This window comes from Bacillus sp. TH25 (assembly GCF_016650935.1).
Classification (GTDB): Bacteria; Bacillota; Bacilli; order Bacillales; family Bacillaceae_G; genus Bacillus_A; species Bacillus_A mycoides.
In genome coordinates this window covers 135,893-156,005 of sequence record NZ_JAEKEU010000036.1, presented here as the reverse complement: position 1 = coordinate 156,005, position 20,113 = coordinate 135,893, and the positions used below count along the sequence as shown (strand labels likewise).

The window sequence follows — 20,113 nt, the reverse complement described above, 5'->3', positions numbered from 1 at the left end:
GAGTTCAATTGAATTCATATGCAGTATCATCTTCGGCTGTTCAGACGAATCGAAGAAGTATGTTTGCTTTATTAGCGCTAGCAATTAGTGCATTTGGAATTGGTACAACCGAGTTTATTAGTGTCGGTTTATTACCATCTATTTCGGAAGATTTACATGTTTCTGTTACAACAGCGGGCTTAACCGTTTCTTTATACGCATTAGGAGTAGCATTCGGTGCTCCTGTTTTAACCTCGCTAACTGCTAGTATGTCGCGAAAAACATTATTAATGTGGATTATGATTGTCTTTATTATCGGTAATGGGATTGCAGCGGTAGCAACGAGTTTTACTGTGTTACTTATCGCGAGGGTTGTCTCTGCGTTTGCACATGGCGTTTTTATGTCGATCGGATCCACAATTGCGGCTGCACTTGTACCAGAGAATAAACGTGCTAGTGCAATAGCATTTATGTTTACTGGTTTAACCGTTGCGACGATTACAGGTGTACCAATTGGAACGTTTATTGGTCAACAATTTGGCTGGAGAGCATCTTTTATGGTGATTGTGGTCATTGGAATTGTTGCCTTAGTCGCAAACAGCATGTTAATTCCGTCTAACTTAAAAAAGGGTACAAGAGTATCATTTCGTGATCAATTCAAACTTATCACGAACGGAAGACTCTTACTTGTTTTCGTCATTACTGCATTAGGATACGGAGGAACATTCGTAACATTTACGTATTTATCTCCGCTATTACAAGAAGTAACAGGATTTAAATCGAGTACCGTTACAATCATTTTGTTAGTGTACGGGATTGCAATTGCGATTGGGAATATGGTCGGCGGAAAATTATCGAATCATAATCCAATTCGAGCACTATTTTACATGTTCTTTGTTCAAGCAATTGTATTATTCGTACTAACATTTACAGCGCAGTTTCAAGTAGCAGGGCTTATCACAATTATTTTTATGGGGCTATTCGCGTTTATGAATGTTCCAGGACTACAAGTGTATGTCGTTATATTGGCTGAGCGTTTCGTGCCGAGTGCCGTTGATATCGCATCAGCAATGAATATTGCAGCATTTAACGCAGGAATTGCTCTTGGGGCTTATTTGGGCGGTATTGTAACGAACTCGTTAGGATTAATTCATACAGCTTGGGTAGGCGGCATTATGGTAGTAGGCGCTGTTATTTTAACAGCTTGGAGTATGAAATTAGAAAAAAGAGATCAAGCAAAATAAAGGAGAGAAAAATATAATGAAAAATTTACAAAGTAAAACAGTATTGCATAACGGTGTGGAAATGCCTTGGTTCGGTTTAGGTGTATTTAAAGTAGAAGATGGACCGGAACTTGTAGAGGCTGTGAAAGTAGCCATTAAAGAAGGATACCGTAGCATTGATACAGCTGCGATTTATGGAAATGAAAAAGCAGTTGGAGAAGGCATTCGCGCTGGTATAAAAGAAGCAGGAATTTCTCGAGAAGATTTATTCATTACTTCAAAAGTGTGGAACGCAGATCAAGGATATGAAACGACAATTGCTGCATATGAAGAGAGCTTAAAAAAATTAGAACTAGATTATTTAGATTTATATCTTGTCCATTGGCCTGTTGAAGGGAAATATAAAGATTCGTGGAGAGCGCTAGAAACACTTTATAAAGAAGAACGCGTGCGTGCAATTGGCGTAAGTAACTTCCAAATCCATCATCTGAAAGACGTACTGGAAGGTGCGGAAATTAAGCCGATGATTAACCAAGTAGAGTATCACCCGCGTTTAACACAGAAAGAACTACAAGCTTTCTGTAAAGAACAAGGAATCCAAATGGAAGCATGGTCACCACTTATGCAAGGGCAATTATTAGATAATGAAACTTTACAAGAAGTTGCTGATAAGTACGGTAAAACAACAGCGCAAATCATTTTACGTTGGGATCTTCAAAATGAAGTTGTAACGATTCCGAAATCAACGAAAGAACAGCGTATTATTGCGAATGCTAATATATTCGACTTTGAATTAACAAAAGAAGATATGGAAAAGATTGATGCTTTAAATCAGAACCACCGCGTTGGTCCAGATCCTGATAACTTTGATTTCTAAACTTATAGTGGAAGAAAGAGTGCAAATAGTTTGCACTCTTTTTTGTTTTACTTATGCATAAAAAACGTTTCTAACTAAATAATAAACAGTAGTAAATTTGTTATTTTATAAGGGGTTGTAGACATGAATATAAAACGATCGTTCAAGATAATGGCCGCTTTTTTGAGTGTTTTATTTGTATTTGCGAACTTATTATTCCCGCTTCAAAAAGCATTCGCAGAAGTTATGGATCATACGAAGTATGAAATGGATTGGAGTTATAGTAGGTCAAAGAAGAAACCAATTCGAACAGAGCTTATTAAAACGGCAGATGGAAAAATTGCATTTTGCTTAAATGTAGATTTGAAATCTCCGAGCGGTCAAGACTTACCTGAAATGGGTAAAGTAGATATTAACGTATACCGTGTACTATTAAACGGTTATCCGCAGAAGAGTCCACAAGAATTAGGCGTTTCCGATTGGAGAGAGGCACATTACGCAACGCAGCTCGCGGTGTGGAATGCGTTAAAACAAATTGATATTAACGATTTAGATTTCCGTAATAAAAATGTAGAAAAAGTAACGAAAGATATCGTTGCGAAAGCAAACGCTAGTGAAGAACTACAAGAAATTACGATGAGTGTAGTACCATCAGAAGAACAAGAGGCAGTATTAAAAAATGAGTTTTTTGAAACAGGTTTATACACAGTGCAAACAAATGCAAAAAGTGGAACGTATAAAGTGCAAGCAACAGGTGCACCAGAAGGCGCGAAGTTCGTAAATGAAAAAGGCGAGGGAAAAACAGAATTTAATGTAGGAGAAAAGTTCCGCATTTTAATTCCGAAACAAACACCATCGGGTGGATTTAGCTTTAAAGTATCAGGGAATTTAACGAAACTACAAGGAATTGCACATAAAGGTACACCGACTATTCAAAATGCGGTTGTGTTACTTGAGCGTAGTGAAGAAAAAACAAGTCCAGAGTTGGCGGTAAGTTGGAAAAAAGCAAATGGTCATGATAATAAACCAAATAAACCCTATACACCAAATGAACCACATAAGCCGAATCAAATTAAAAGATAGTAGAAAAAGCATTGGCATTTGCCGATGCTTTTTTCTTATCTGAGTAGAAGTTAAATTATATGTTAAAAATAATAAACGGGTATAGATAACATGAAAACAATATTGGGACAGTTTAAACTATATTTTAGAATAATATAAAATATGTTGAAATCCGAACGTTAAGATTAATGGATTATATTCACAAAATTGTAACATTATTCTGATTGAAAAGGCTATCAAACAAAATAGAAAGCGTGTAAAATTCAGTTGGAAAAACTACCTATAGATGGTCATATATGAAGAAAATGTAAGGTTCTATTGTTTTTCACATTTTTAGATGTATAGATGACAAGACTGAAGTACATCTTTTAGTATTCTCTTTTTATGTAGGAAGAGAACTCATCACAAGTAGAAAGAAGTGAGGAGGATACAATACATAAAAATTTTATAATGTAGGAAATTGAATACATTGAGAGGAATGCGGTAGTAATGGATACAGGTGCGCGAGGTGTTAGTCTATTCATTAAATGGTTTTATAAAAATAATAGGATTTTCAATTAAATGAATGTATAGGGTAGTTTGTCTAAAAAAAGGAATAGGGGACACAGATTATGTCAAAGAAGAAAAAGAGTAGGGTATTAGTAGCTGGAGTTTTTTTAGCTACGTTATTAACTCCGTATGGTCTTGAAGTGCCTAAGGTATATGCAGAGATGACGATTGAAGATAAGGAGAAACAGCAAGAAGAGCGAGTGTATCAATTGCTGCCAAAAGGTGATGTAGAAGAGATACGTGAGTTGCATCAGCGTCGAATGAGCTTTTCTCCCTATGAACCAACTGGTATTTATGTAAAGCCAGGTGAAGAAGTAGTTATTCAAGTAGATGGGAATCAAAAGATTAAAGCTTATATTGGCACATATTCTTATGAAAAAGAAGAACCTAAACAATTTAATTTAAATCCTGGTGAAAATAAAATTTCTTCTCCGAATGGAGGGCTATTATACTTTTATAATTATCACAACACAGGAGAAGTAGTTGCTAAAGTAAAAAAAGGTGGTATACCAAATCCTTTATTTATTTTAGGTAAACATACGACAGAAGATTGGAAACGTATGTTGAAGGAAACACCGAATTCATATGCAATCGAGATGAAAGGGGAAAATAGTTTACTAACTATGCATCCTGAGACTGTGGCGGAACATTTGAAGCAAGAAGATCCAGCTGCGTTATTAAAGAAACATGATGAAATAATTAATATAGAACATAAGATATCTGGTTTATCAAAAGATGGTGTGGGTGTTGCGAATCAAGGCAAACATTCCATTCATTATGTTGAAGACTGGTATACGGACAATTATATGTATGCGACTTATTATCGAACAGCTTATAGTAAAGGGAATTTAGAGTCAGTACTAAATCTAGAAGAGTTAACTGCGGATGGATGGGGACCTTGGCATGAAGTGGGGCATCAACATCAACAGGACACTTGGTTATGGGAGGGGCTTGGAGAAGTAACCGTTAACATTTATTCTTTAGCAGTTCAAACTGCATTTGGACATAAAACAAGGTTAGAGCAAGAAAATCGTTATGAAGCCGCATTTGCTTATCTAGGTAAACCGAATGCGCAAGAGAAGATGAATGAATTCGAAAAATTAGTTATGTTTTGGCAGTTGCATTTAGCTTATGGAGACCAGTTCTATCCGAAATTACATCAAATGTATCGTGTGTTACATGATACAGAAATGCCTAAATCTGATGAAGAGAAAAAGCAGATGTTTATTTACATGACGTCAAAAGTAGCTGGGCAAAATTTAATTCCTTTCTTTGATAAATGGGGAATAATTCCAATTGATGATACTAGAGAGAAGATTGAAAAATTAAATTTACCAAAATTAGAAAAGGAAGTTTGGTTATCTACAGATAGCAATCCAATTCGTGAAAAACAAACTGAGTTATATGAAATTCCATATGGCGAGCCAAATAATGAAAAAATACAAAATGTAGTAATTGGTACTACATATGATGAGAAAAAAGCAAAAGAACTTGTACAGAATTTAGGAGAAGGTGTAAAAACAACAGGTGTGATTATGCAAGATAAGCCTGAAGTTGGAGAAAAAACTGTAAAAGTAGAAATTATAGATGAAAAAGGGAATAAAAATTTAATTCCTGTTGTAGTAAATGTTGGTTATGGTGATAGCTTAGTATTCAAAGGGCTCAATTATAGTACTGATATTAAATCGATTGTAACACTGCAACACGATCAGAAAAAGTTTAGTGCGACAGCTGATTCTAATCAAGTGCATTATTATTTTAAAGAAGATGCGTATTTTGAATTCACATTACTAGATCCAAATGGAAATGAGAAAAAGAAAGCAACTGTAAAAGGTGTTGAAAATGCGGAAGAATTCGCAAAATCGATTAATGGGTTAGAGTTCGAGTATGGTGACGTTGTAAAAGTGTATCACGCAGAATCAAATCGCTTTAATTGGTATCAAAATAATAACTTTATCGGCCAAGGTAGGGCGAAGGTAGAGGAAGAATTATTATTTAAAGTAACAGAAAAGGGCTTTGAGAGAATGGAAGCTCAACAAGAAGTAACAGTAGTACCGCAAAAAGTAGTAATCGGAACAGATGCTGAAAGATTAGAAGCAAAAGATTTTGTTCAAGTGAAAGATGGAGAAGTAATCGGATTTGTAGAAAAACCGAATACAACAAAAATCGGTGAACAAAAAGTAAAAGTAGAAACGAAAGATCGTTTTGGAAATAAGAAAGTGACGGAAGTGCCATTGGAAGTAATGTATGGCGATAGTTTAGTCTTCCAAGGTGATGGTAATAAAACGCGTTCTGTCGTAACTGCGGATCATAATACGAAAAAGCTACAGGCAACATTTACGGATTCTAAAGTTCATTATCGTTTTGAGAATGAAAAATATATGGGAATCACGCTATATGATCAAAATGGAAATGAAAAGAAAGTTATTTCGGTAGAAGGGCAAGAGACTTCTGAAAGTTTTGCAGAACAGTTGAATGGTGTAGACTTCGCATATGGTGATGTTATTAAGGTATATCATGCAGAATCAAATCGATTAAAGTGGTATCAAAAGAATGAGTTTGTAGGTAACGGTAAAGGGAACGTGGAACAAGAGTTGTACTTTAAAATAACGGAAAAAGGTTTTGAAAAACTGGAAAGCTTACAAGAAGTAACAGCAGTACCACAAAAAGTGACAATCGGAACAGACGCTGAAAAATTAGATGCAAAAAACTTTGTTCAAGTAAAAGGTGGAGAAGTAGTTGGTTTTGTGGAAAAACCTAGTACAACAAAAATCGGTGAACAAAAAGTAAAAGTAGAAACGAAAGATCGTTTCGGAAATAAGAAAGTGACAGAAGTTCCTGTAGAAGTAACATATGGGGATAGCATAGTATATCAAGGTGTGTCCAATGTAACACGTTCAATCGTTACGTTAAATCATGACGAAAAGAAATTACATGCAACATTTACGAATGATGTGATTCATTATCGTTTTGTGAACGAACAGTATTTAGGTTTTGTGATTTACGATCAAAATGGAAATGAGAAAAAGCATATATCAGCAGATGGTCAAGAAACCTCAAAGAATTTTGCAGAACAAGTAAATTGTACTCCATTTGAGTATGGGGATGTTGTAAAAGTGTATCATGCAGAACCAAGTCGTCTGAAATGGTATAAAAAGAATGAGTTAGCAGAACAAGTAGCTTCAACAGAAGTTGTATTTAAAATCACTCAAAGTGGATTAGAACAAGTAAAGGGAACATTATAATAAAAAACGCGCATAGATATTGTATCTATGCGCGTTTTTTATTATTCAGCTTCAGAAACTACTGTGAAGCGTTCGTTTACGTGTTTTGGAGCTTCGATTTCATCAAGTGCTGCTACTGCGAAGTCTTCGTAACTTACGTAGCTATCGCCTTTTGAGTTAACAAGAAGATTGTCTTTGCCAGCTGTATAAGAACCAGTACGTTTTCCTAATGCGAATAGTGCAGAAGGGCTGATGAATGTCCAAGTGATATCATTTGTTTGTTGTAGGATTTCTAAGTTTTTACCTTGGTTTTGGGCTGTTGCAAGGTATTCGTTAGGGAAACCTGGTGTATCAAATACACGTGTTGTTTTTTCTTCGTCTACAAATAAGCTTCCAGCTCCACCAACAACAAGTAATTTTGTATTAGGTGCACCTTTCACAGCTTCAATAAGTACGTTTCCAGCATCTACATGAAGATGTTCTTGTCCTGCTGGAGCACCGAATGCATTTACCACTACATCAAATGCTTGTAGGTCGTTAGATGTAAGAGAGAATACATCTTTTTCTAAAAATTTTACGTTTTGGTCTGTAATTTTTGCAGCATCTCTTACGATTGCAGTTACTTCATGTCCGCGATCTAATGCTTCTTTTAAAATACGACTTCCTGCTTTACCACTTGCTCCGATAATTCCGATTTTCATAATGAATCCCTCCAAAGTGTTTTGTTAAAGTGTATATGTGAAAATGAATGAATTTGGTGTAATTAGGTTTGTTACAACCTGATGTAACCATTATAGTTACAGGTTGGCTTTTTTGTCAATGGATTATTTATTGTTTTAGTATGTGCATTTTATAAATACAAAGTCATAAAACATAACAAATAACATGATCATGTTATAAAATCTAACATATGGAAGCAATATCCTGTCGAAAAATGTTGATTTTTGAATATTTTTTAAATATAATTCAATTTATGAAGAAAAAAGGGAGGGGACTAATTGTATGAATATTTTAGAACAATTCGTTTCATCAACGAATACGATTCTTTGGTCATATATTCTTATCGCAATGTTAATTGGTTTAGGGCTTTATTTTTCTATTAAATTGAAATTCGTACAAATTACTCATTTAGGGGAAATGGTTCGACTAATGGGTGATGGCTTAACTGGAAAGACACGTAAAAAGGGAAGTGTATCGTCATTCCAAGCATTTTGTATGAGTTCAGCAGCTCGTATTGGTATCGGTAACTTAGCTGGTGTAGCGCTAGCTATCTCTATGGGAGGACCTGGAGCTGTATTTTGGATGTGGGTTATTGCGATTATTGGAGCATCTTCAAGTTTCGTAGAAAGTACGCTTGCACAAATTTATAAAATAAAAGATGGCAGTGGCTTCCGTGGTGGTCCTGCTTATTATATGGAAAAAGGTTTAAATAAACGTTGGATGGGGATTTGGTTCTCTATTCTGATCACAATTAGTTACGGTTTAATTTTCAACTCAGTACAAGCAAATACAGTGACATTAGCATTTAAAAATGCATTTGGTATTGAGCGTTATGTTGTAGGGATTGTACTTGCGGTATTGGTTGCGGTTATTATTTTTGGTGGTGTGAAAAGTATTGCGCGTATGTCAGAAATGATTGTTCCGCCGATGGCAATTATTTATATTGCAGTAGCTGTGTTCGTTGTTATTAAAAATTATTATTTAATACCGGATATGTTTACAGAAATCTTTAAAGGTGCATTCGGTTTAGATTCAGCTGTAGGTGGTGGTATTGGTGCTGCAATGAAGTTTGGTATTCAGCGCGGGTTATTTGCGAATGAAGCAGGTATGGGTAGTGCACCGAATGCGGCTGCAACAGCGGATGTAACACATCCAGCGAAACAAGGTTTTATTCAAACAATTGGAGTATTAGTAGATACATTCTTAGTATGTACATCAACAGCATTTATCGTACTATGTTCTGGTGCATATAAGGCAACAAATTTAGAAGGTATTGAATTAACGCAAGTCGCGCTAAGTTCACAAATCGGTTCGTGGGCAAGTAGCTTCTTAGCGATTATTATTTTCTTATTTGCTTTCAGTTCACTTCTAGGAAACTACTATTATGGTGAAACGAATATTGAATTTATTAAACGAAGTAAAACTTGGTTAACGATTTATCGTATTGCGGTTGTAGGAATGGTACTATTCGGCTCTGTTGCGACACTTCAAGTTGTATGGAATATGGCAGACTTATTTATGGGGCTAATGGTAATCACAAACTTAATTGCGATTACACTTCTTGGCCGATTTGCGTATGCAGCATTAGCGGACTATGTGAAACAAAAGAAACAAGGAAAAGATCCAGTCTTCAGTGCAGATTCTATCCCTGGTTTAACGAACACAGAGTGCTGGGACAAGCCAGCAGTAGCAGATAAAGAAAAAGCTGTATAATAAAAAAGGAACGAGCATCAGTGAAATTTGATGCTCGTTTTTTTGTGTAGTAATAAACTAGGGGAGAGAGGTAAAAGACGAACATTAATGAGAGTTTTATAATAAAATGTATTTTTTTTAAGAAAAATGCAGATGTGAGTTGTAATTTATGTTAGAATGATTAATGGCTTTGGAATAAGAGATTAGACGGATTTTTATATTCATTTTTATATTTTTAGTGATAAAGGGAAAGTTCGGATTATTTCTCATTTCTAATGGTCAGACGTTCAACATTAAAGAAGAGTTAAATGGAGGATTTTATTAATGAAGTTTGTTATGTTTCTGGTAGGATTACTCGTTGTATTCGTACTCGGTTTTCTTATAAGTGCCGATCGAAAGAAGATTAAGTATAAACCAATTATGGTTATGCTTGTTATTCAGTTGGTATTATCATATTTCTTATTAAATACGCAAGTTGGTTATATTTTAGTAAAAGGAATTTCTGATGGATTTGGAGCGCTTCTTGGATATGCGGAAGCTGGAATCGTTTTCGTATTTGGAGGCCTTGTTAATAAAGGAGAGGTTTCATTCTTCTTAACAGCTTTATTACCAATCGTATTCTTTGCGGTGTTAATCGGAATTCTGCAACACTTTAAAATTTTACCGATATTTATTCGTGCTATTGGTACTATGCTAAGTAAAGTAAATGGTTTAGGAAAATTAGAATCATATAATGCAGTAGCAGCCGCAATTGTTGGGCAGGCAGAAGTATTTATTACAGTAAAAGATCAATTAAGTAAAATCCCAAAACATCGTTTATATACACTATGTGCATCTTCAATGTCGACAGTATCGATGTCAATCGTTGGTTCTTATATGAAAATGATTGAGCCAAAATATGTAGTAACAGCACTTGTATTAAATTTATTTAGTGGTTTCATTATTATTCATCTTATTAACCCGTATGATATTACGGAAGAAGAAGATACATTGCAGTTAGAAAATAAGAAAAAGCAGTCATTCTTTGAAATGTTAAGCGAATATATTATGCTTGGTTTCACGATTGCGATTACAGTAGCAGCGATGTTACTTGGTTTCGTAGCATTAATTACAGCAATCAATAGCTTGTTTGATTCAGTGTTCGGCATTACATTCCAAGCTATTTTAGGATATATCTTCTCACCATTAGCATTCGTAATGGGTATCCCGCAATCAGAAATGGTAACGGCGGGACAAATTATGGCAACGAAATTAGTATCGAATGAATTTGTTGCGATGCTTGATCTAGGAAAAGTAGCTGGTGAGTTATCAGCTCGTACAGTCGGTATTCTTTCTGTATTCCTTGTATCATTTGCGAACTTCTCATCTATCGGAATTATCGCAGGTGCAACGAAAGGAATCGATGAAAACCAATCAAACGTTGTTTCATCATTCGGATTACGACTTGTATACGGTGCGACATTAGTAAGTCTTTTATCGGCGATTATCGTTGGTGTTATGTTATAAAAAGGGTGGTCCTAGCTCATAGCTAGGGCTATTTTTTATGGTAAATTTACATAAAAAAACCAATTAATTAGGAATATATTAACATATAAAAATATTTTAAAATTTATATTGCATTTCGATTAGATAACGCTTACAATTTGGTTTGTAGGTGGTATCCATTTCAGACGTTAAATACGGTAGAGAAGAAGAGACTACCTGTTATAAATTGCAATTTATGTAAACGCTTACTGATTTTAGAAGGCAGTTGAATAATATTTAGGGGTTTAAAATTTTTTTAACAACAATGGTCAGACGTCATTCGTTATACGACTAATAACTCGTGGGAGAAGTGGAGGATTCATATATGAAAATAGTAATGTTTCTAGTCGGTTTACTTGTAGTATTTGTACTAGGTTTCCTTATAAGTTCGGATCGTAAGAAGATTAAATATAAGCCAATTGCACTTATGCTTGTAATTCAATTGGTACTTGCGTATTTCTTACTAAATACAAAGATCGGATTTGTATTAGTAAAAGGGATTGCAGATGGATTTGGCGCTATTTTAAAGTTTGCGGAAGCAGGGGTTAATTTCGTATTTGGTGGGCTAGCAAATGACGGACAAGCACCATTCTTCTTAACAGTATTATTACCAATTATTTTCTTAGCAGTATTAATCGGGATCTTACAACATATTAAAGTTTTACCGATTATCATTCGTGCAGTCGGTTTCGTATTAAGTAAAATTAACGGTTTAGGAAGATTAGAATCATACAACGCGGTAGCAGCTGCAATTGTTGGTCAAGGTGAAGTATTTATTACAGTAAAAGATCAACTAAGCAAATTACCGAAAAATCGTTTATATACACTTTGTGCATCATCAATGTCAACAGTATCAATGTCAATCGTTGGTTCTTATATGAAAATGATTGATCCGAAATATGTAGTAACAGCACTTGTACTAAACTTATTTAGTGGATTCATTATCGTTCATATCATTAATCCATATGACGTAAACGAAGAAGACGATATTTTAGAATTACAAGAAGATAAGAAACAAACATTCTTTGAAATGTTAGGCGAATATATTATGCTAGGTTTCTCTATCGCTGTAACAGTAGCGGCAATGTTAATTGGTTTCGTGGCATTAATTACAGCAATTAACGGTGTGTTCGATTCTATTTTCGGAATCACATTCCAAAGCATTTTAGGATATATCTTCTCACCATTAGCATTTGTAATGGGTATTCCAACATCAGAGATGCTAACAGCGGGACAAATTATGGCAACGAAATTAGTAACGAACGAATTTGTTGCGATGCTTGATCTAGGAAAAGTAGCTGGTGAGTTATCAGCCCGTACAGTAGGTATTTTATCAATCTTCCTTGTATCATTTGCGAACTTCTCATCTATCGGAATTATCGCAGGTGCAACGAAGAGTATCGATGGCAAACAAGCAAATGTTGTATCATCATTCGGACTAAAACTTGTATACGGTGCAACGTTAGTAAGTATATTATCAGCGATTATCGTTGGGGTTATGCTTTAATAAATAGTAAAGAAGTCGTTTATCTCTTACTTAAGGGATGAACGGCTTTTTTGTTTTGGTATAATAACGCAGCGAGGGGGAATTAAGTTGAAAGAACGGGATAGTTTAAGGGAGTTTGATGAGGTTATAGAGAACATTGATCATTTAACTGGAGAAGATGCTAGAGCGTTTTTGAAATTGATACACGGATACTTGAGCATAGTAGAAGAAGGAGATGGGACTTTCACTAATAGTGACTTTTGTTGAAAAGGTTTCAGGTCTTTATAAGAAGGATTTGGCTAAGCTTATTCAGCTTAGAAAAGAACAAATTAAAAAATCACCTTAATACACTCATTAAGGTGATTACAATATTACTCAGCTGGAGGCGTAAATGTACGTTTCTCTAGCTCAGCATCTAGCATAAATAGTGCGTTTGAATCGCTTGTAATACGTTTTAATTTTTGGATGATGCTATCGAATGAAGCTTCTTCTTCTACTTGCTCATCAACGAACCATTTTAAGAAGGTAATTGTTGCGTGTTCACGCTCATCCCAAGCGATATCAGATAAGTGATAAATACGTTTCGTTACTTCACGCTCGTGTTCAAGTGCGACTTCAAAAGCATTTAATACAGATTCGTATTCGTTATTAGGATTATCAAATCCAGTAATAATAGCGTGCTCGCCGCGGTCATTAATATAGTTGTAGAGCTTCATTGCGTGGAAACGTTCTTCTTCAGCTTGTACAAGGAAAAAGTTAGCGAATCCATCATAGCTCTCAGCTGTACAGTAAGCAGCCATTGCCATATAAGCGTGGGCAGAGTAAAATTCAAAGTTCATTTGTTCATTTAATGCGTCGTGCAATTTTTTAGATAACATAAAATCCCCCTTATTATTGTGACAATAATATTATATCATAATTGATAATATTCTCATTTAGATGTTTCAAACCTTTTCGAAAGCTTTGTGACGTGTGCTTCCATAATGTCCTGCAAATCTAAATCATATTTTTGCGAAAGAATAATAAGATTAGATAGTACATCACCAAGTTCTTCTTTTAGTTCTTGTTTTAGCTCTTCTTCTGTTTTCGCATCTTCATCAGGACGATCGCGGCCGATTTCAATAGCGCGAACAACTCGTGAAACTTCCCCAACTTCTTCGGTTAAGAAATTTAAGCGAATAAAGGCATTATACTGTGACCAGCTTCGTTTTTCGTAAAATTCCTCAACCCATCTTTGAAATGTAACGATATCCATTTCTTCCTCATCCCTTCAATATGTTGTACAATGTCAATTGTATCATAACAATATATAGTTTCGGGGTGTAGGAATGAGAAAGATTTGTGTGTTTGCAGGTTCCAATTTAGGGGAGAGACCAGAATTTAAAGAGCAGGCAATGGAATTAGGCAAAATGTTTGTTGAGAACGACTATGAGCTTGTATACGGTGGTTCATGCGTTGGATTAATGGGAGAAGTAGCAAACGAAGTTCTTCGTTTAGGTGGACGTGTAACAGGTGTTATGCCGCGTGGTCTATTTCGAGGAGAAATCGTACATACAGGATTAACAGAATTAATTGAAGTAGAAACAATGCATGAGCGCAAGGCGAAAATGGCAGAGCTTGCGGATGCTTTCATTGCATTACCAGGTGGATACGGAACGTTTGAGGAATTATTTGAAGTTGTATGTTGGTCACAAATTGGTATACATGATAAGCCAGTTGGTTTATTAAACATTAAAGACTTCTACGGACCAATTCTGCAAATGGTTGATCGCGCAGCGGAAGAAGGCTTTATGAACCCATCGAATAAAGAGTTAATCGTTTCAGCTGAGACGGCTGCTAAATTAATTCATGAAATACAAAATTATGAGCGTCCTGTTTTGGGGACGAAGTGGAAGCAGTTATCATAGTACATTTTTATAGCGATTTATAGAAATACATGTCTTTTTTATCGTAAAAAGGCATGTGTTTTTAAGTTAGTTAAATATATTAATATTTATATATAACGTTTTTAAAAAGGAGAAAAAGATGGAGGAGTTTGTGTATTTACGTCCTGTTTTTAAAAGTATTTTAGCAGCATCTATTCTTGTTATGCTAATTGTTTTAAGACAGAGGAAAGAGCTGATTAACGAGTTTTCGCTTTGGTTTATTTCGGTTATATGTATTGGTGTTTCTGCGATAACACTTGTTATGTTAGGATTTATTGCCGATGAATATAGTTTAGGCGGCGATGTGCAGTCTTCTAATATGTTTATTGGGATTGTTTTGATCAGTGGTCTGAATTTCGTTATTTACTATAGACGGAAATAAAAAGGAAGGCATTCCATATTACTTTGGAATGCCTTTATCATTTTGATTACTTTGTTTTTTATACAGGTACCAGCCACCCCAACCGCCACCAATAGCTACAACAACGAGGAAAGCATAGTCTTTAACCTCGACACGTATATTGAAAATATTAGCTATGAGTAAGAGAATCCCAACTGTTATTAACGCAAAAAATGCTCTAATTAAGTAGTCTTTCAACTGAACCACTCCCGTCATTTAAGTAGTAAATGATGAACTTGGACAAGCTTTTTGGATCTAATTACTAAAGGGTGTTTCCTATATTTTAACATAAAAGAGATTGTAATATATTGATAAAAGTAGAAAAGGTGAGTGCTAATATTGTCGTGTTTTATCGGTGAATTAGGAAAATCGCTGATATAATTTTAGTGCGATTACTTCATAAAAAAAGCGCCTCTGAGCGAGCCGCTTCCGCTTTTAATCTTATCCAGCTCCAGCGGCTAGAATCTCCGGTCATTTCGCTCTCTCGCTCGAAGCAAAAAGCGCTTCAAGGTCGAGAGCTCCAAAGTCCTGCGATTCTGAACGAGCCGCTTCTGCTTTTAGTTATTATCCAGCTCCAGCGGCTAGAATCTCCGGTCATTTCGCTCTCTCGCTCGAAGCAAAAAGCGCTTCAAGGTCGAGAGCTCCAATGCCCTACGACTCTGAACGAGCCGCTTCTGCTTTTAGTTATTATCCAGCTCCAGCGGCTAGAATCTCCGGTCATTTCGCTCTCTCGCTCGAAGCAAAAAGCGCTTCAAGGTCGAGAGCTCCAAAGTCCTGCGATTCTGAACGAGCCGCTTCTGCTTTTAGTTATTATCCAGCTCCAGCGGCTAGAATCTCCGGTCATTTCGCTCTCTCGCTCGAAGCAAAAAGCGCTTCAAGGTCGAGAGCTCCAATGCCCTACGACTCTGAACGAGCCGCTTCTGCTTTTAGTTATTATCCAGCTCCAGCGGCTAGAATCTCCGGTCATTTCGCTCTCTCGCTCGAAGCAAAAAGCGCTTCAAGGTCGAGAGCTCCAATGCCCTGCGATTCTGAGCGAGCCGCCTCCGCTTTTAAGTGGTATCCAGCTCCGGTGGCTAGCTCTTCGTGTCTAAGAACCTTCCACATAAGAAGGCAAAAAGCGCCTTCTATGTGAAAGAACCTTAGCCAGTCAGAACTGAACGAGCCACCTCCGCTTTTAAATATATTATTGATTCAAGAATGCACGTAGCATCCAAGCGTGTTTTTCTAGTTCTGTGTAGATGCCTAGTAGTAGGTCAGATGTCATTTCGTCGTCAGATTCTTGAGCGATTACCATGCCTTTTTTCAGTTCAGTTAGCATCATTTCGTAGTCTTTCATGATTGCTTCGACCATCCCTTCTGCAGTTTCTCCGTAAGCTGCTTCTTGAATAGAAGATAGTTCTAAGTATTCTTTCATTGTTGCTACTGGTTTGCCGCCAATTGCTAAAATGCGTTCTGCGATTTCATCGATGTGAGTAGCTGATTCTGTGTAAAGCTCTTCAAATTTTTCATGTAGTGTGAAGAATTGAGGTCCTTTTACGTACCAATGGAAGTTATGTAGTTTTGTAAATAAAACGCTCCAGTTTGCTACTTGTTTGTTTAATGCTTCGATTACTTGTGTATTCATTATGATCAATCTCCTCTTGAGTTATTATTTTATACAAATTACTAATTTATAATTATTATAATCTAGTAATTTGTATAAATCAACCCTTTTGCTGGAATTAATTTGAACAAATTATGAACTGTTGTAAATAAAAAATCCCTATTACTGTGAAGTAATAGGGATTTTTTATTTGATATATAGCTCCAGCGGCTAGAATGTTCGGTGGCTTCGCTTCTTCCTGCGAGGCAAAAGCTCCATCCTCCTCGCATTCTGAACGAGCCGCATCCGCTTTTAATTATTATACAGCTTTTTTATTTTCTTCTACATCCTGTCCATCCCAACACTCTGTATTCTTTAAGCCAGGGATAGAACTTGCAATGAAAACAGGATCTTTTCCTTGTTTCTTTTGCTTTATATAGTCTACTAATGCTGCGTAGGCAAATTTGCTAAGGAATGAGATGGCAATTAAGTTTGTAAATACCATTAGTCCCATAAAGAAATCAGCTAAACTCCAAACCGTTTGAAGGGCAGCGATAGATCCGAAGAACACCATTCCGACAACTGCAACACGATAAATCAGTAACCATGTTTTGCTTTCTTTAATGAATGCGATATTTGTTTCACCATAATAGTAGTTTCCTAGTAAAGAACTGAAAGCGAATAGGAAAATAATAATCGCTAAGAAAGTGCTTGCCCACGGTCCAATTTGTGAACTTAATGCTTGTTGTGTTAATTCAATACCTTCTAAATTCGATCCTTTGTAAAGTCCAGAACATAATACGATAAACGCTGTTGATGTACATACTAAGAATGTATCTACGAAAACACCTAATGCTTGAACAAGTCCTTGTTTTACAGGGTGAGATACATCTGATGTTGCTGCTGCATTAGGAGAGCTACCCATACCAGCTTCTGTTGCGAATAAACCGCGCTGAATTCCGAACTTGATTGCTGCTCCAATACCACCAGCGAGGGCTTGGTCTAAACCGAATGCACTGTTAAATATTTCTGTAAAAATGCTTGGTAACATATTGAAGTTGTTAATAACGACAAAAACAGCTACTCCGATATAAATGATTGCCATTGGAGGAACAATCATTTCTGTAATACGTGAAATGCTTTTAATACCACCAAAAATAATTACCGCAACTAATAAAGCTAAAACAGCTCCTACGATAGTTCGTTCTAGTCCAAAAGCATTTTCAAACGCTATAGTTACTGTATTTGCTTGTACTGAGTTGAAGATTAATCCGTATGCAACTGTAATTAGAAGTGAAAACCAGATACCCATCCAGCGTTTATTTAATCCTTTTTCCATGTAATATGCTGGGCCCCCGCGGAATCTGCTTCCATCTTTTACTTTATAAATTTGTGCAAGCGTACATTCTACAAAACTAGTAGCTGCTCCGAGAATCGCGATAAACCACATCCAAAATACTGCGCCAGGTCCACCCATAGAAATTGCTAATGCTACACCAGCTAAGTTCCCGATACCAATGCGGGCTGCCGCACTTAAGCAAAATGCTTGGAATGGAGAGATGCTATCTTTTTTCTTTTCTTTTCGATTGAATCCTTTACTAATTAAACTGACCATCTCACGGAAATGAGTAATTTGGACAAATTTCATTTTAAAAGAGAAATAAAGACCGAAGCCGATTAACATTGCAATAAGAATATATGACCACAGAATATTATTCGTTACCTCAAGGGATCTGCTAAAGATATCAACCATATAATACACTTCCTTTTTTTCATAATAAGAAAAGTATATGCAAAAAATATATCAGAATCAAATTTTCTAAAAAAACATGTTACTTAATTGTACTTTATGTTATGATTAAGTTACATCGTAATATTTTTAGAATTATTTACATTTTAAAAAACTAAATTTAAAGCGAGAAAGAGGGGGATAATTTGAAAGAAGAATCTTTATTGAAAGTAAGTCTTAAGAGTTTGAAAATGAGAAGTAATTTCTTTTTTATTACTACATCTTCAAGTATGTTTCTAGTGGCCACTTATTATTACAATAAAAGATTTCCAAATCACAGGTATCCTGAATGGTTAGAATTTCTAAAATTGATTGGATGAATAAAAGACAGAAAAACAGAAAATTTAAATAAAAATTGTTATGGAGGAGCTAAATATGAATATTAGAGAAAGTGAACTTCCGGGTATTGGTTACAAATTTCAAATCGTTACGAAAGGTAACGAAAAGATGGTGATTGTCATTCATGATGATGGGCGTAGAGAAATGTATCATTTTGATTCAGACCATGAAGAAAGCATCTCAAGTATTTCATTACGTGACTCAGAGGCAAGACAAATTGCAGCAATATTAGGTGGAATGGTATACAAGCCTAGAGCATTAGAGAATGTTGAAATGGTCTTTGAAGGTTTAGCGATTGAGTGGTTTAAAGTAGAGAATACAGCTCCAGCAATCGGAAAAACAATCGGTGATCTTGAAATAAGAAAAACATATAGCGTAACGATCATTGCAGTTATGAAAAAGAATATGAAAAAGCTATTTAATCCAGGACCAGAAACAGTAATTGAAGAAGGAGATATGCTTGTAGTTTCGGGTGAGAGAGAAGAAATTAAAAAAATTATTAATGAGTTACTTTCGAATAGGGGGACTGACTAGATGGATACTTTAATTTTTGAAGTTGGTACAGCTTTAGTTTTAGTAGCAATTGCGGCAGTAATCGCTGGAAAGTTTAAATTCTCAGTAATACCTTTTCTAATTGTTCTTGGCATGTTAGTAGGACCGCATGCGCCGACAATAGGTGTTATCGATCTCAAATTTATTGAAAGTGCAAGTGTAATTTCCTTCCTTGGAAGGATTGGAGTTCTGTTCCTTCTGTTCTATCTAGGGCTAGAGTTTTCGATGAAAAAACTAATTAAATCTGGACGTTCTATTGCGATTGGCGGAACGATTTATATTTTAATTAACTTTTCACTTGGATTATTATATGGATTTATAATGGGCTTCCCTTTACTTGAAATCTTAATTATTGCGGGTATTATTACGATTTCTTCTAGTGCCATCGTTGCTAAAGTGTTAGTGGATTTAAGAAGAACTGGTAATAATGAGACCGAATTAATATTAGGAATTATTATGTTTGAAGATATATTCCTTGCTGTATATTTATCAGTTGTTTCTGGTTTAGTTCTAGGGGATCATGCTTCCTTCTTAGGTGCTCTTACTTCGATTGGAATTGCTTTAGGATACATGCTTCTATTCTTTATTGTGGCCAGAAAGGCTACGCCGTTATTAAATAGATTGCTCAATATTAGTTCAGATGAAATTTTCATTATTGTAGTATTTGCTTCGTTATTCTTTATTGCAGGTTTCTCGGAAACAATTCACGTTGCCGAAGCAATTGGAGCACTTCTTTTAGGATTAGTTTTCTCTGAGACAGAGCATAGTGACAGAATTGAACATCTCGTTGTTCCATTTAGAGACTTTTTCGGAGCTATTTTCTTCTTCAGTTTCGGATTAAGTATCGATCCGTTTTCATTAGGCGGGGCGATATGGTTAACGTTAGGTGCTGTACTTCTGACGATAATCGGAAATTTTGTAGCAGGGATGATTGCAGGACGACAAGCTGGATTATCGCATAAGGCGTCCACAAATATTGGATTAACAATTGTTTCAAGGGGAGAATTCTCCATTATTATGGCTAATATCGGTATCGCCGGTGGTTTAATGTCAGTACTGAAACCATTCTCAGCACTATACGTACTTATACTATCGATCTTAGGTCCACTTCTGACGAAAGAGTCAAAGAATGTATATAAATTTTTAAATAAAATCTTTAAGTGGGATACGAAGACTAGATAAATTTTTAAAAAATAAAAGTACAAGATATT

The 20,113-nt window shown here is 35.7% G+C and carries 17 protein-coding genes and 1 pseudogene; 12 read left to right on the top strand and 6 right to left on the bottom strand.

Annotated features, from left to right (window positions below; genetic code table 11):
• The first annotated feature begins 59 nt into the window (after positions 1-59).
• From JFT89_RS16535 to JFT89_RS16520, 4 genes are all read left to right on the top strand, one after another.
• Positions 60-1,223, top strand: coding sequence for an MFS transporter (locus JFT89_RS16535; RefSeq protein WP_201040450.1), 1,164 nt, complete (start codon positions 60-62; stop codon positions 1,221-1,223).
• Between the two features lie 16 nt (positions 1,224-1,239).
• Entirely contained in the window at positions 1,240-2,079 is an 840-nt protein-coding gene (locus JFT89_RS16530) for an aldo/keto reductase (RefSeq protein ID WP_207197388.1), read from the top strand.
• Between the two features lie 123 nt (positions 2,080-2,202).
• Positions 2,203-3,141, top strand: a complete 939-nt coding sequence (locus tag JFT89_RS16525; protein WP_078185084.1) for a thioester domain-containing protein — start codon at positions 2,203-2,205, stop codon at positions 3,139-3,141.
• 590 nt (positions 3,142-3,731) lie between these two features.
• Complete coding sequence (locus JFT89_RS16520; protein ID WP_201040374.1) at positions 3,732-6,914, top strand: putative mucin/carbohydrate-binding domain-containing protein; 3,183 nt, start codon at positions 3,732-3,734, stop codon at positions 6,912-6,914.
• A gap of 41 nt (positions 6,915-6,955) precedes the next feature.
• On the opposite strand, the gene JFT89_RS16515 is transcribed toward JFT89_RS16520, so the two are convergent.
• Positions 6,956-7,594 (bottom strand): NAD(P)-dependent oxidoreductase, encoded by a 639-nt coding sequence (locus JFT89_RS16515; RefSeq protein ID WP_063218069.1) that lies wholly within the window; start codon positions 7,592-7,594, stop codon positions 6,956-6,958.
• 301 nt (positions 7,595-7,895) lie between these two features.
• On the opposite strand from JFT89_RS16515, the gene JFT89_RS16510 reads away from it, so the two are divergent.
• From JFT89_RS16510 to JFT89_RS16495, 4 genes and pseudogenes are all read left to right on the top strand, one after another.
• Positions 7,896-9,326: an alanine/glycine:cation symporter family protein gene (locus JFT89_RS16510; RefSeq protein ID WP_002068141.1), complete on the top strand. Its 1,431-nt coding sequence runs from the start codon at positions 7,896-7,898 to the stop codon at positions 9,324-9,326.
• Positions 9,327-9,629: 303 nt separating this feature from the next.
• Positions 9,630-10,811: a NupC/NupG family nucleoside CNT transporter gene (locus JFT89_RS16505; RefSeq protein ID WP_002016016.1), complete on the top strand. Its 1,182-nt coding sequence runs from the start codon at positions 9,630-9,632 to the stop codon at positions 10,809-10,811.
• Positions 10,812-11,154: 343 nt separating this feature from the next.
• Positions 11,155-12,336 (top strand): NupC/NupG family nucleoside CNT transporter, encoded by a 1,182-nt coding sequence (locus JFT89_RS16500; RefSeq protein ID WP_016096573.1) that lies wholly within the window; start codon positions 11,155-11,157, stop codon positions 12,334-12,336.
• Between the two features lie 87 nt (positions 12,337-12,423).
• Positions 12,424-12,661: pseudogene (locus JFT89_RS16495) on the top strand (hypothetical protein).
• Between the two features lie 25 nt (positions 12,662-12,686).
• Here JFT89_RS16495 and JFT89_RS16490 read toward each other — a convergent pair.
• Together JFT89_RS16490 and JFT89_RS16485 are read right to left on the bottom strand one after the other, a co-directional pair.
• The gene (locus JFT89_RS16490) at positions 12,687-13,193 is read right to left on the bottom strand and encodes a ferritin (protein WP_201040373.1); all 507 of its coding nucleotides are present in this window, start codon (positions 13,191-13,193) and stop codon (positions 12,687-12,689) included.
• A gap of 53 nt (positions 13,194-13,246) precedes the next feature.
• A complete protein-coding gene (locus JFT89_RS16485) occupies positions 13,247-13,570 on the bottom strand; it encodes a MazG nucleotide pyrophosphohydrolase domain-containing protein (RefSeq protein ID WP_201040372.1) in 324 nt (107 codons plus the stop codon).
• A 73-nt stretch (positions 13,571-13,643) separates the two neighbouring features.
• Here JFT89_RS16485 and JFT89_RS16480 point away from each other — a divergent pair, with 73 nt between their 5' ends.
• Both JFT89_RS16480 and JFT89_RS16475 read left to right on the top strand, forming a co-directional pair.
• Positions 13,644-14,222, top strand: coding sequence for an LOG family protein (locus tag JFT89_RS16480; RefSeq protein WP_033707281.1), 579 nt, complete (start codon positions 13,644-13,646; stop codon positions 14,220-14,222).
• A gap of 118 nt (positions 14,223-14,340) precedes the next feature.
• Entirely contained in the window at positions 14,341-14,622 is a 282-nt protein-coding gene (locus tag JFT89_RS16475) for a hypothetical protein (protein WP_002068154.1), read from the top strand.
• A gap of 18 nt (positions 14,623-14,640) precedes the next feature.
• On the opposite strand, the gene JFT89_RS16470 is transcribed toward JFT89_RS16475, so the two are convergent.
• The 3 genes from JFT89_RS16470 to JFT89_RS16460 form a co-directional block, all read right to left on the bottom strand.
• Positions 14,641-14,838 carry a hypothetical protein gene (locus tag JFT89_RS16470; RefSeq protein WP_000656312.1) on the bottom strand — a complete coding sequence of 66 codons (198 nt, stop codon included), beginning with the start codon at positions 14,836-14,838 and terminating at the stop codon, positions 14,641-14,643.
• Between the two features lie 985 nt (positions 14,839-15,823).
• Positions 15,824-16,264, bottom strand: a complete 441-nt coding sequence (locus JFT89_RS16465) for a Dps family protein (protein ID WP_002034654.1) — start codon at positions 16,262-16,264, stop codon at positions 15,824-15,826.
• Positions 16,265-16,541: 277 nt separating this feature from the next.
• Positions 16,542-17,975, bottom strand: a complete 1,434-nt coding sequence (locus JFT89_RS16460; protein ID WP_033707277.1) for an alanine/glycine:cation symporter family protein — start codon at positions 17,973-17,975, stop codon at positions 16,542-16,544.
• Between the two features lie 411 nt (positions 17,976-18,386).
• Between JFT89_RS16460 and JFT89_RS16455 the strand changes: the two genes are divergently transcribed.
• Together JFT89_RS16455 and JFT89_RS16450 are read left to right on the top strand one after the other, a co-directional pair.
• Positions 18,387-18,884, top strand: coding sequence for a cation:proton antiporter regulatory subunit (locus tag JFT89_RS16455; RefSeq protein ID WP_001026076.1), 498 nt, complete (start codon positions 18,387-18,389; stop codon positions 18,882-18,884).
• Positions 18,885-20,084, top strand: coding sequence for a cation:proton antiporter (locus JFT89_RS16450; RefSeq protein WP_002129832.1), 1,200 nt, complete (start codon positions 18,885-18,887; stop codon positions 20,082-20,084). It abuts the gene before it with no gap.
• The last annotated feature ends 29 nt before the right edge of the window (positions 20,085-20,113 follow it).